Source organism: Mesorhizobium sp. LNHC232B00 (genome assembly GCF_000502435.1).
GTDB lineage: Bacteria > Pseudomonadota > Alphaproteobacteria > Rhizobiales > Rhizobiaceae > Mesorhizobium > Mesorhizobium opportunistum.
Window position 1 is genome coordinate 1 of record NZ_AYWP01000016.1, and the last position, 12,818, is coordinate 12,818.

General features: G+C 64.8%; 6 protein-coding genes and 1 pseudogene. 6 read left to right on the forward strand and 1 reads right to left on the reverse strand.

Features of this window, described 5'->3' with window-relative positions:
• Positions 1–382 precede the first annotated feature (382 nt).
• The 4 genes from X743_RS149660 to X743_RS149645 all read left to right on the forward strand — a co-directional run bounded on the left by X743_RS149660 (position 383) and on the right by X743_RS149645 (position 7,767).
• Positions 383–4,417: a peptidoglycan-binding protein gene (locus tag X743_RS149660; RefSeq protein WP_023766928.1), complete on the forward strand. Its 4,035-nt coding sequence runs from the start codon at positions 383–385 to the stop codon at positions 4,415–4,417.
• Between the two features lie 192 nt (positions 4,418–4,609).
• Complete coding sequence (locus X743_RS149655) at positions 4,610–5,533, forward strand: sulfite exporter TauE/SafE family protein (protein WP_013897292.1); 924 nt, start codon at positions 4,610–4,612, stop codon at positions 5,531–5,533.
• Positions 5,533–6,324, forward strand: a complete 792-nt coding sequence (locus X743_RS149650) for a TIGR02186 family protein (protein ID WP_031257928.1) — start codon at positions 5,533–5,535, stop codon at positions 6,322–6,324. Before X743_RS149655 ends, X743_RS149650 begins: the two co-directional genes overlap by 1 nt.
• Positions 6,325–6,510: 186 nt before the next feature.
• Entirely contained in the window at positions 6,511–7,767 is a 1,257-nt protein-coding gene (locus X743_RS149645; protein ID WP_023766930.1) for an Hsp70 family protein, read from the forward strand.
• A 143-nt stretch (positions 7,768–7,910) separates the two neighbouring features.
• Here the strand turns inward: X743_RS149645 and X743_RS149640 are convergent, their stop codons facing one another.
• Entirely contained in the window at positions 7,911–8,813 is a 903-nt protein-coding gene (locus X743_RS149640; RefSeq protein ID WP_023766931.1) for a LysR family transcriptional regulator, read from the reverse strand.
• A gap of 266 nt (positions 8,814–9,079) precedes the next feature.
• On the opposite strand from X743_RS149640, the pseudogene X743_RS12075 reads away from it, so the two are divergent.
• A pseudogene (locus tag X743_RS12075) lies at positions 9,080–12,086 on the forward strand (molybdopterin oxidoreductase family protein).
• Positions 12,083–12,817, forward strand: coding sequence for a 4Fe-4S dicluster domain-containing protein (locus X743_RS149635; RefSeq protein WP_023766935.1), 735 nt, complete (start codon positions 12,083–12,085; stop codon positions 12,815–12,817). The pseudogene X743_RS12075 and the gene X743_RS149635 overlap by 4 nt, the downstream one beginning before the upstream one ends.
• Position 12,818 lies beyond the last annotated feature (1 nt).

Here is a 12,818-nt window from a genome sequence, read left to right on the forward strand (position 1 = left end):
ACCGCTTCGACGCAAAACTGAAGCGGACAAGTAATGTGCTACCAAAACCGGACATCTTGATTAGCTACCGACAGGGCGTTCTGTGGGCGTTCCGCGGACGGTGCTTTTTGACGCAGCGCAAGGGCGATGCCGCAGCGCGGGCGCGGCCGTGAACTTCCTTCCAACTTCTTAAGCTTGGTTAACGCGTTGTTTACCACGTTGGGCGAAATGTGCGCATGTCGGCTACCCGTGTTTATCCTGTATCGAATTTTTCACGGTTTTTCGGAGCGCGGGTGAACCCCGGGAAGCTTGTCTTCCACCGCATGGAAGCGCGGTCGCCTCGTTCCGGCAGGGACTTGGGGAGCTGGTCGCAAACTGGCCAATCTGAAAGACGGACGCACCGATGAACAGCAAGCGGTCCTATCTCGATACACTCAACGCCGGCAGGCCGCGCAGGCCGCAGACCACGCTCGAGCAGCTCAACCGCTCGCTGGAGACGCTGGAACAGCGGCTGGGGCAGACGCGCGAAGACACGATGGCACGTCCCGCTCCCCGCCAGTATGACGCCGAACCGCGCTATCCCGCAGCCGATCCCCGCTATCCCGCCACCCAGCCCCAGCAGCGCTGGTACGAGGATCCGCAGCCGGCACCGCGCGCCAAGGCTCCAGTGCCGCCCCCCGCCTTCGACCAGAGCTATCAGGCCATTGCCCGCGACATCGACCGCGTCCGCGGCCAGGAAGACAGCGTCGCCATGGTCGGCAAGATCGCCGGCGAGCTGCGCGGCATGCGCGAGGAACTGCGCCACCAGATGACATCAGGACTGCAGCGCGAATTCGAAGCACTGCGCAAGGATATCGATCGCGCCTTCCAGTCGAACGCCAAGCTGGGCGCATCGGGCCCAGGCGGATCGGGCAAGGGCAGCGCCGAACTCGGCGTCGAATTCGAACGGCTCTCCGGCGCCATCAAGTCGCTGTCGGAAAAGAGCGACGACAGAAGCGTCAACCTGCTGCGGCTGGAACTCGAGCAGGTCAAGGCCGCGCTCGACACGCTGGCGCGCGAGGAGAGCGTGCAGAAGGTCGATCGCCGCTGGGATGATTTCGATCGCCGTTGGACAGCCTTCGAAGACCGCGTCGACGCCGACCAGCGCAAGCGCTCCGACGAGCCCGCGCTTGCCGCCCTGACCGATCGGCTGGAGCAGATCAGCAATGCCGTCAACAACCTGCCGGAATCGCTGTCGCTGCGTTCGCTGGAGGAAAAAGTCCGCACGCTGGCCGGCGCCGTCGATCACTTCGCCAGCCAGCAGGACAATAGCGGCAGCGACACGCTGGCCATGATCGACGAGCGGCTGGACGAAATTTCCCGCGCTATCGTTGCCTCGACCGTCGCGGCGCAGGCCAATTCGCTCGACCATGAAGCCTTCGAGCGCATCGAGAAGCGGATCGATTCTCTGGCCCGGCAGATCGAGGAAGTGGCGCAGGACCGCCCGGGCAATGCCGTCATGGATCGCCTGAGCACGCTGTCGAGCCGTGTCGACGAGCTCGCCGGCCGCGCCAACCTGCCCGAACAGGCGATGGAACGGCTGGCCAAGCAGATCGCGCTCATCGCCGACAAGATCGACCAGGCGCCGGCCATGCCCGATGCCGACTATATCTTCCACGGGCTGGAGCAGCGTTTCGACGTGCTGTCGAGCATGATGGAACGCCGCCAGGGCGACGCCATCGAACAGGGCAACATGCTGTTTCGCGATCTCGAGCGCCGGCTGGACGAGGTTGCCGATCGGCTGGACCAGCGCGTGCCGCAGATCGACAGTGCCGGTATCATGGAGGCCATCGACGCCCGCTTCACCGCGCTCGCCAAGCGCATCGAGACGCGCGCTCCCGATCCCGCCGGCGAAGCGGCAATCCGCGGCCTGGAAAGCCGGCTCGTGGACATTTCCAGCCGGCTCGACGCATCGGCCGCGCAGGTAGCCGGCATCGACCCGGCGCTGATCCGCAGCCTGGAGGCGCAGGTCACCGGCCTGTCCGCGCATCTTTCCAAGCCCGGCACGCCGCTGCCGGAATTCGAAGACATTAGCCCGCGCCTCAACGAAATCGAGAAGTCGCTGGCCGGGACCCGCGATTCCATCCTCGGCGCGGCGCGCGAAGCGGCCGAAAACGCAGTGCAGTCGCTGGCCGGGTCGAGCGCCAATACCGCCGCCGTTTCGGGGCTCGCGCAGGACCTGAAGACGCTTGAGACGCTGACACGCCGTTCCGACGAGCGCAATTCGCGGACCTTCGAGGCCATCCACGACACGCTGCTCAAGATCGTCGACAGGCTGGGCTCGCTGGAAACCAGCGATCCGTCCGAGGCGGTAAGCGAGCTTTTGGACGCACGGCCGGATGAAGCGGTCGGCAAACGCCGCGCACGCACGGCCAAGATGGCTGTCGAGGCGCCGTCGATGGATATCGACGCGCCGATGCCGCTGACGGGCGACATGGCCGATCTCGACGGCCGTGCCGCCGCCATAATGCGCAACGAGCCGGGAGGCACACGCTCGCCGGCGGAAGCCGCCGCTGCAGCCGCGATGGCCGCACTCGGTTCCGACACCATTGCCGAGAAGGACCAGCCGGCCGGCCGCAAATCGATGTTCGGCGGGCTGGCACGCGCCTTCAAGGGCAAGAAGGCGGCGGATATTCCGCCCCTGGCCGGCTCGGCGCCGAGCGCCGATATTCCGAGCGTCGATCTCGACGAGCCGCTCGACCCGAAAATGGCCAACCGGCCGCTGGAGCCCGGCTCGGGCGCACCCGACCTCAATGCCATCATGAAGCGCGTGCGCGACGAGCGGGGCCAGCCGGCAAAGCTCAGCGACAGCGATGCCTCCAAATCGGACTTCATCGCGGCGGCGCGGCGCGCGGCGCAGGCCGCCGCGGCCGAAGCCGATGCCTTGAAGCGCCAGTCGACGATGAAAGGGCCGGTAAAGGCGCTCAGGATCGGCGACCTGCTCAAGGCGCGGCGCAAGCCGATCCTGATGGCGGCGGCCGCGATCATGCTGGCGCTTGCCGGCCTGCAACTCGGCAAGGCATTCCTCTCCGATCCGGCCCAGGTGGCAAGCAACGACGCGGCACCAATCGTGGCCTCGCAGCCGGTTCAAACGGCATCCGTCGACGCAGCCAGCCCGCCGAAGGCGGAAGCCCAGCCGGCGGCAACGGACAACGCGCCGGCCCACGCCGTCAGGCAGGCCGAACCATCCGCGCCGATGGCTAAAGACGACATGGTCAACCAGACCGCCATGGCGATGCCTTCCGACAACGATGCGATGGCGGATACGGCACCAGCCACCGGGCCGACATCGGGACCCGCGGCTTCGGCCGCTGCTTCCGGCTTCGGCGCCTCCGATGCAATGGCTCCGGCCGCGCCGACGGCGCCCACTTCGATGGCCCCGACGACGTCAACGCCGGCGGCCATTACCGGTGGCGCGCAGGCGACGGCCAGCGATGCCCAGCCGACCATGGCCGCGCCAACCGCGACCAACGACACCAAGGGCAATGACACCACTGGCGCGGTTGCGCCGACGGATACATCCGCCACGACAGCCGCGGCCAAGTTCGACATTCCGGCCGAGGCCGGCCCGGTTGGGCTCCGCGATGCCGCCGCTGGCGGCGACGCCAAGGCGCTGTTCGAGATCGGTTCGCGCTACGCGGAGTCGCGCGGCGTTAAGGAAGACATGGCGACAGCGGCCAAATGGTATGAGAAATCGGCAGAACTCGGCTTCGCGCCGGCCGAATACCGTATCGGCAATTTCTACGAGAAGGGCATCGGCGTCGCGCGCGACATCAAGAAGTCGAAGACCTGGTACCAGATGGCCGCCGAGCAGGGCAACGCCAGCGCTATGCACAATCTGGCCGTGCTGTTCGCCATGGCCGCCGACGGCGTGACCGACAATGAATCGGCCGCCCACTGGTTCCAGGAGGCCGCCGACCTCGGCGTCAAGGACAGCCAGTTCAATCTCGGCATTCTCGCCGCCAAGGGCGTCGGCATGAAGCAGAACCTCGAGGAATCCTACAAATGGTTCGCGCTCGTCGCCAAGACCGGGGACAAGGACGCGGCCGCCAAGCGCGACGAGATTGCCAATGCGCTGCGGCCCGAACAGCTCGAGCGCGCCCGTGCCGCGACCGAATTGTGGAAGGCCAAGCCGCTCAACGTGGCAGCCAATTCGGTCGACGTTCCCGATGCCTGGCAGGAAGGCACGCCGCAGACCACCGCCAGCATCGACATGAAAAAGGCGGTCCAGAACATCCAGCGCATTCTCAACAAGAACGGCTACGACGCCGGTGGTGCCGACGGCAAGATGGGCCAGAAGACGAAGACCGCGATCATGGCTTTCCAGACCGACAACAAGATGCCGGCCACCGGCGCGGTCGACGAGAAACTGGTCAAGGCACTGCTGGCGCGCAAATAACGGCAGATGCGTCGCTTCCACGACGCCCTTGCCACACATTTGCCTGTTAACTGATTGAGATGTTTTTTGTTTCGGCCCGGTGACGGGGTTTTTCCCCGCCGCCGCGTCGGCGCAAGAAAAAATTGGCTTTTCGGTGCGAGACTGTCCGCAACGGCTGTATTCGCCGACAGGCAAACTGATCGAGACTGACGGGTGGGCATCTATCTCCCGATTGCGGAAATTTCCGTCAACGTCTTCGTGCTGCTGGCCATGGGCGCCGCGGTGGGCTTCCTGTCGGGCATGTTCGGCGTCGGCGGCGGCTTCCTCATCACCCCGCTCCTGATCTTCTACAACATTCCGCCAGCGATCGCGGTCGCCACGGGCGCCAATCAGGTTATCGCCTCCTCCTTCTCGGGTGCGCTGTCGCACATGAAGCGGGGTACGCTCGACTTCAAGCTCGGCGGGGTGCTTCTGGCCGGCGGCGTTGTCGGTTCGACCGGCGGCATCTTCGTGTTCGCTTTCCTGCGCAGGCTCGGCCAGCTCGACCTGTTCATCTCACTGCTTTACGTCGTGCTGCTCGGCACCGTGGGCGGACTGATGCTGGTCGAAAGCGTCAATGCGCTGCGCGCGACGCGCAGCGGTGCGGCACCGGTCCTGAAGAAATCCGGCCAGCACAACTGGATCCACCGCTTGCCGCTGAAGATGCGCTTCAGGGCCTCGAAACTGTTCGTCAGCGTCATCCCGGTGCTAGGCCTTGGCGCCGGCATCGGTTTCCTGTCGTCCATCATGGGCGTCGGCGGCGGCTTTATCATGGTGCCGGCGCTGATCTATCTCCTCAAAGTGCCGACCAATGTGGTTATCGGCACGTCGCTGTTCCAGATCATCTTCACCTCCGCCTACACGACGCTGGTTCACGCCAGCACCAACCAGACCGTCGACGTGATGCTGGCTTTCCTGCTGATGGCGGGTGGCGTGGCCGGCGCACAATATGGCGCCAAGGCCGGCCAGAGGCTGCGCGGCGAGCAATTAAGGGCGCTCCTGGCGTTGCTGGTCCTGGCGGTGGCGATAAGGCTTGCCATCGGCCTGTTCGTCACGCCGCCCAACCTATATTCGCTGTCCGGCGCGGGTCTCAACTGATGGCGGGCCCTAACGCATTCGCAACTGCCATTCTCCTGTCCTTGCTCGTGGCCGCCTTGCCGGCGAAGGCACAGACGCCGCTGACGGAAGGCATCCAGATCGGGCTCTCCACAGACAATGTCTCGATCACCGCCGGCTTTTCCGGTGCCGACCTGACCATTTTCGGTTCGCTGGAGAACCCCGACCCGCTGGTTGCCCGCCAGGGCCGCTACGATGTCATCGTCGTGCTCGAAGGACCACCCAAGCCTGTGGTGGTGCGCCGCAAGGACCGGGTGCTCGGGGTCTGGGTCAACCTGGAATCGGAAACCTTCGAGAACGTGCCGGTCTCCTATTCGGTGGCGACGACACGGCCGCTGCAGGACATCACCGAACCGAACAGCTACAAGCAGCTGTCGCTCGGCGCCTCCAACCTCTACATGCAGCCCGCCGATGCCGGCGACAGCCCGGCGACGATCCAGGAATTCACCGCCGCCCTGCGCGAGCGCAAGGCGGCGGCCGGCCTCTACAGCGAGAATGTCGGCGGCGTGCAGTTCCTGTCGCAGAACCTGTTCCGCGCCACCGTCAGGCTGGCGCCGAACGTGCCGGTCGGCACCCATAAAGCCCGCGCGTTCCTGTTCAAGAGCGGCCTGTTCATCAAGGAGAGCTCGGCCCAGCTCGAAATCCGCAAGTCCGGCTTCGAACAGTCGATCTTCCGCGTCGCTCACGATTATGCCTTCCTCTATGGCGTCTTCGCCATATCGCTGGCCATGCTGACGGGCTGGCTCGGCAGGCTGGTCTTCCGCAGGGATTGAGGCATCTGAAAGGGGTTTCCCTTTTCCGGATCATGCTGTAGACCGCACCTCCCCCGCCCGACGGGCAAGCAATTCAATTCGGCAGAGTGGTCAATCCGGCAGAGTGGTTCGGTCGCCCCGGACCGCAGCGCACGCTTCTTCCGCGAGCGCCGATCCGCTGCCTGCCACCAATGACAGGAGGCTGCCTTGCGACCAGCATTCGCCGGTATCGACTTCGGCACGTCGAATTCCACGGTTGGCGTGGTCCGCAACGGGCAGCCGCGTCTCGTCGGGCTTGAAGACAGCCAGGTCACGTTGCCGAGCGCGGTGTTCTTCAATTTCGAAGACGGCCGCATCTGCTTTGGCCGCCAGGCCATCGCCAACTACACCGACAGCGTCGAAGGCCGGCTGATGCGCTCGCTGAAGAGCGTGCTCGGCAGTTCGCTGGCGCACGAAAAGACGCGCATCAAGGCGCGCTCGATCGGCTTCATGGAAATCATCGGCCTGTTCCTCGGGCATCTCAGGAAGAAGCTGGAAGAAGACGCCGGCGACGTGGTCGAGACGGTGGTGCTCGGCCGGCCGGTGCAGTTCGTCGACGACGATCCGCAAGCCGATGCGAATGCGCAGGGCGACCTCGAAAAGGCCGCCCACGCCCAGGGCTTCAAGCATATTGCTTTCCAGTTCGAGCCGATCGCCGCGGCGCTCGACTACGAGCAGAGGGTCACACGCGAGGAGTTGGCGCTGATCATCGACATGGGCGGCGGCACGTCGGACTTCTCGGTCGTGCGCGTCTCGCCGGAGCGCTCCCGCTCGCTGGACCGCAAGGACGACATCCTGGCCAGCCGGGGCGTTCATATCGGCGGTACGGATTTCGACCGGCTGCTGAGCATTGCCCATGTGATGCCGCGGCTCGGCTATCTGACCCCGACCAAGGACGGCAAGCGCAATCTGCCGGCGAGCTATTTCATCGATCTCGCGACATGGCAGCGCATCAACCTGGTCTACACCGCCAAGGCGATGACGCATCTGCGCCAGATCCGCTACGAGGCCGCGCGCGCCGACCTGGTCGATCGTTTCATCCACATCGTCGAGCATCGTTATGGGCACGCGCTGGCGGCTCTGGTCGAAAAGGCCAAGATCGAGCTGACGGACAGATCATCCGCCGAGGTGGCGGTGAAGCTGCCGGGCGCGGACTTCGCCGCCGAGATCACGCGCGGCGGGCTGGATGCCACGATCGCCAGGGACATCGAGCGGGTCACCGCAACGGTCGGGGAGACTATCCGCGACGCACAGGTCAAACCGTCCGACATCACCGCGGTGTTCCTGACCGGCGGATCGACCGCGATCCCGCTGGCAAGACGGGAGATCCTGTCGCTGGTGCCGCAGGCTTCCGTCATCGAGGGCGACATGTTCGGCTCGGTCGGGCTTGGCCTGGCTCTCGACGCGCAGCGGAAGTTCGGCTGACCGGTCCGTTGATATTCAGGTGATGCCGGCCTGCAAATGGCCGTTTCCTGCGCTTCCGGTACTCGCGTACCCGAACGTACGCTCCGTTCCGGTTCTCGGAACCAACCATTTTCGGCACGGCCTGACCTGAATCTCAACGAACCTTATGCTGGCGCAGATCCGGTTGTTTCGGCACCGAGATGCGCCTTGAGCGCCATCTGGGCCAGGCTCGCCTGGCGATCCCGGTGCGTGATCATGGCGAAGTCGCGTTTCGGCAGTTCGAGCGGCACCGACCGCAGGCTGCCTTCGGCAACGGCGCGTCCGACGACCAGGTCCGAAATGATGGTGGCGCCGGCACCCGCCTCGACCGCCTGGCGAACCGCCTCGTTGCTGGGCAGCACCAGGAATATTTGCAGGTCGGCAAGCGAAATCCCCTCGCGCCGCGCCAGATCCTCCAGCACCTCGCGCGTGCCCGAGCCGCCCTCGCGGATGATCCAGCGCAGGCCCCTGATGTCGGAATGGCCAGGCGCGGTTTCAACGATCTCGGGGTGGGAGCTGGCAACGACCAGCATCAGCCTGTCGGTATCGACCTTGGCGCGGCGCAATATGTCGGATTCGGTGCGCCCCTCGACCAGGCCGAGATCGGCGGTTCCATCCAGCACGCTGGCCTCGACCTGCCTGGTGTTGCCGATGGTGACGCTCAGCCTGACGGCCGGATAGGCTTCGTGGAAGGAAGCCAGCCGGCGCGGCAGCCAGTAGCTGGCGATGGTCAGGCTGGCCGCGATCGAGAGACTGCCCGCGACCGTCTGCGAGACATGTTCAAGCACATTGCGGGCGGCGGCGGCCCGCTCGAGCACGGCCTTCGCCTCCGGCAGGAACCGATGGCCGGTCTGGGCCAGTTCGATGTTGCGGCCGACGCGGTTGAACAGGTGCACGCCGTGCTGCTCTTCGAGCGCGCGGATGGCGGCCGATGCCGCCGACTGGGAGATGCCCAAAAGCTCCGCTGCCTTGGTCATGTGGCCGCGCTCGGCGACGGCGACGAAAATGCGCAACTGGTCCAGGGTCATGCGCGCATTAAGAACCAATATCGATCGAATTTACAAGAACAACTGATTAGACGGATCGATAGCTTTATTCTACTTTTTCAGTCGAAGTTAGAAAAAATTGGCCATCAGGTCGCAGCGAATAAAATGATCGGGCGGTTCAAATCCCTGTTTGCCCATTGGGCCCGTGGCATAAGGCGACGGCTGACCGGCGATCGCTACCACCCGGAAGAGCATTACATGCGCGGCCCCGGACCGAAGACGCGGGCCAAATCCGCGCGCACTGGATCATGATGCACGGACCACCGCGCGGCGCGAATTCGGCACCATCGCAACGCCCACTGGCTGACACGCGCGCGCCTGACGAAGGTGACGGCGTCGACACTTCGCCCGATGTTTCCGACAGCATCGCCAAGACCACCTGCTACATGTGTGCCTGCCGATGCGGCATCGACGTGCACATCAAGGACGGCAAGGTCCGCTACATCAACGGCAACAAGGACCATCCGGTCAATCGCGGCGTGATCTGCGGCAAGGGCAGCTCCGGCATCATGCAGCACTACAGCCCGGCCCGGCTGAAGAAGCCCTTGTTGCGCACAGGCCCGCGCGGTTCGGGCGAGTTCCGCGAGATCGAGTGGGAAGAAGCGTTCGCGATCGCCACGGAACGGCTCTCCGCCATCCGCCGGACCGATCCGAAAAAACTCGCCTTCTTCACCGGCCGCGACCAGTCGCAATCCCTGACCGGCTGGTGGGCGAGCCAGTTCGGCACGCCGAACTTCGCTGCCCATGGCGGCTTCTGCTCGGTCAACATGGCGGCCGGCGGCCTCTATACGATCGGCGGTTCGTTCTGGGAGTTCGGCGAGCCCGACTGGGACAACACCAGATACTTCATGCTGTTCGGCGTTGCCGAGGATCATGATTCCAACCCGATCAAGATCGGCCTCGGCAAGCTCAAGGCGCGCGGCGCCAAGGTTGTCTCGATCAATCCGTGCCGGACCGGCTACAATGCCATTGCCGACGACTGGATCGGCATCCGGCCGGGCACCGACGGCCTGTTCGTCTTCGCCCTCATCCACGAATTGCTGAAGGCCGGCCGCGTCGATCTCGATTATTTGCTCCGCTACACCAACGCCCATATCCTCGTCGTGCAGGAGCCGGGCGCCTCCGACGATGGGCTGTTCGTCCGCGATGCCGACGGCAATCCGCTGGCCTGGGACAGGGTGGCGAAGACCTCCGTCAAGGCAACCGATCCGGAGGCGAAGCCGGCGCTGACCGGCAGCTTCGAGGTCGGCGGCCGTCGCTGTACGCCGGTGTTCCAGCTCATTGCCGACCGCTACCTCGACGAGAAACATGCGCCGGATGCGGTCGCTGAGCGTTGCGGCATTCCGGCCGATACGATCCGCCGGATCGCGGCCGAGCTCGCCCATGTCGCCTTCGAACAGACCATCGAATTGCCGATAGCCTGGACCGACTGGGCCGGGCGCCGGCACGAGACGATCAAGGGTCGGCCTATCTCGATGCATGCCATGCGTGGCATCTCCGCCCATTCCAACGGTTTTCATACCTGCCGCGCCATCCACCTGCTCCAGGTTCTCTTGGGCACGGTGGATGTTCCCGGCGGCTTCCGTTTCAAGCCGCCCTACCCCAGATCGGCACCGCCGGGCCCAAAACCCGCCGGCAAGACAAGCAAGGCAATGACGCCGCTCGACGGCATGCCGCTTGGCTTCGTCTGTGGGCCGGACGATCTGCTGGTCGAAGAAACAGGCACACCGCTTCGCATTGACAAGGCCTATTCGTGGGAGGCGCCGCTGGCCGCGCACGGCCTGATGCATACCGTCATCCGCAATGCCTGGGCCGGCGATCCGTACCCGATCGACACGCTGATGATGTACATGTCGAACATGGCGTGGAATTCCTCGATGAACACTGTCGAGACCATGGCCATGCTGACCGACAGCGATGATGCGGGTAACTACAAGATCCCCTTCATCATCTATTCCGACGCCTATTATTCCGAGACGGTGCCGTTCGCGGACCTCGTGCTGCCGGACACCACCTATCTCGAGCGGCATGACTGCATCAGCCTGCTCGACCGGCCGATCAGCCATGCCGACGGGCCGGGCGATGCCATCCGCCATCCCGTCGTCGAGCCGGACCGCGATGTCAGGCCGTTCCAGTCGGTGCTGATCGAACTCGGTGCACGGCTCAGCCTGCCCGGTTTCGTCAAGGACGACGGCTCGGCCAGATATGCCGACTATGCCGACTACATCGTCAACCACGAGCGCACGCCGGGCATCGGGCCGCTTGCCGGCTGGCGCGGCAAGGACGGGACGTCGATCGGCAAGGGCGAGGCCAATCCGGACCAGTTGCAGCGTTACATCGACAATGGCGGCTTCTGGCACCACGACTTCGCTGACGAGCAACGCTACTACAAGATGGCCAACCGCTCCTATCTCGACTTCGCCGTGCAGATGGGCTTCATCCCCACGGCGGAGCCGATCGTCTTCCAGCTTTATTCCGAGCCGTTGCAGCGCTTCCGCCTCGCCGCGCGAGGCCACGGCCGCGTCTTGCCGCCAGAGGGTGATCGCCAGCGCATCGAGACCTACATGGACCCGCTGCCGTTCTGGCACATGCCGTTCGAGGAAGCGGCCGTCGACCTCGAAAAATACCCGCTGCACGCGCTGACGCAGCGGCCGATGCACATGTATCATTCCTGGGGTTCGCAAAATGCGTGGCTCAGGCAAATCACCAGCCAGAACCGGCTGTTCGTGCATCACCGGACCGCCGCCGGCCTCGGTCTTGCCGACGATGACTGGGTGTGGATCGAAAGCGTCAATGGCAAGGTGAAGGGGCAGATCAAGCTGGTCGACGGCGTCAACGAAAGCACGGTCTGGACCTGGAACGCGATCGGCAAGCGGCGCGGCAGCTGGGGACTGAAGGAAGATGCCGCTGAGAGCAATCGCGGCTTCCTGCTCAACCATGTGATCGGCGACCAGACCGCGGCGGACGCGCAGGGCAAACGCTATTCGAACTCCGATCCANTTCCTGCTCAACCATGTGATCGGCGACCAGACCGCGGCGGACGCGCAGGGCAAACGCTATTCGAACTCCGATCCAGTCACCGGCCAGGCGGCATGGTTCGATCTGCGCGTGCGCATCGCCAAATGCGCTGATGAGGAAGCCGGCTTCACCGAACCGCAATTCGAGCGTTTCCAGCAGCCACCGCATTTCGAGCCCGCGCCCGATAAATTGACCTTCGGCGCCGAATTCCGCACGAAAAGAGAAACCACCGGATGACCTGCCTTCCCACCCACACCGACAAGAGGCTCGGCCTGGTCATCGACCTCGACACCTGCGTCGGTTGCCAGGCGTGCGTCACCGCTTGCAAGGAGTGGAACACCGGCGGCCACATGGCTCCGCTGACCGACATCGATCCCTATGGCGGCCATGCCGACGGCGTCTGGTTCAACCGCGTCCACAGTTACGAGCACACCACCGAGATGGGTGGGCACACGGTCAACTTCCCACGCTCCTGCCTGCATTGCGAGACGCCTGCCTGCGTCACCGTCTGCCCGACCGGGGCTTCCTACAAGCGGGCCTCGGACGGCATCGTGCTGATCGACGAGGACAAGTGCATCGGCTGCAAATTGTGCAGCTGGGCCTGTCCCTATGGGGCGCGCGAATTCGACACCGATGTCGGGGTGATGAAGAAGTGCACGCTGTGCATCGACCGCATCTATAACGACAATCTGGCCGAAGGGGACCGCGTGCCGGCCTGCGTCGCCGCGTGCCCGACCAGCGCCCGGCATTTCGGCGACCTCGGCGATCCCCAGTCAGCCGTCTCGCAACTGGTGGCGGAGCGCGGCGGCGTCGACCTGATGCCGGAACTCGGCTATCACCCGACCAACAAATACCTGCCGCCGCGCGCCCACACGCAGCGCGCCGCATCGGTGCCCGCCAAGCCGCTTGAGCCGGTGCGGGCCGAGGGCGGCTTCCTCGGCTGGGTCGACCGCATGCTTTCGAACTAGA

What these genes read in the sequence shown, in the direction of transcription:
- X743_RS149660 (WP_023766928.1), top strand. Translation starts at nt 383, where the DNA reads ATGAACAGCAAGCGGTCCTATCTCGATACACTCAACGCCGGCAGGCCG.
- X743_RS149650 (WP_031257928.1), top strand. Translation starts at nt 5,533, where the DNA reads ATGGCGGGCCCTAACGCATTCGCAACTGCCATTCTCCTGTCCTTGCTC.
- X743_RS149640 (WP_023766931.1), bottom strand. Translation starts at nt 8,813, where the DNA reads ATGACCCTGGACCAGTTGCGCATTTTCGTCGCCGTCGCCGAGCGCGGC.
- X743_RS149635 (WP_023766935.1), top strand. Translation starts at nt 12,083, where the DNA reads ATGACCTGCCTTCCCACCCACACCGACAAGAGGCTCGGCCTGGTCATC.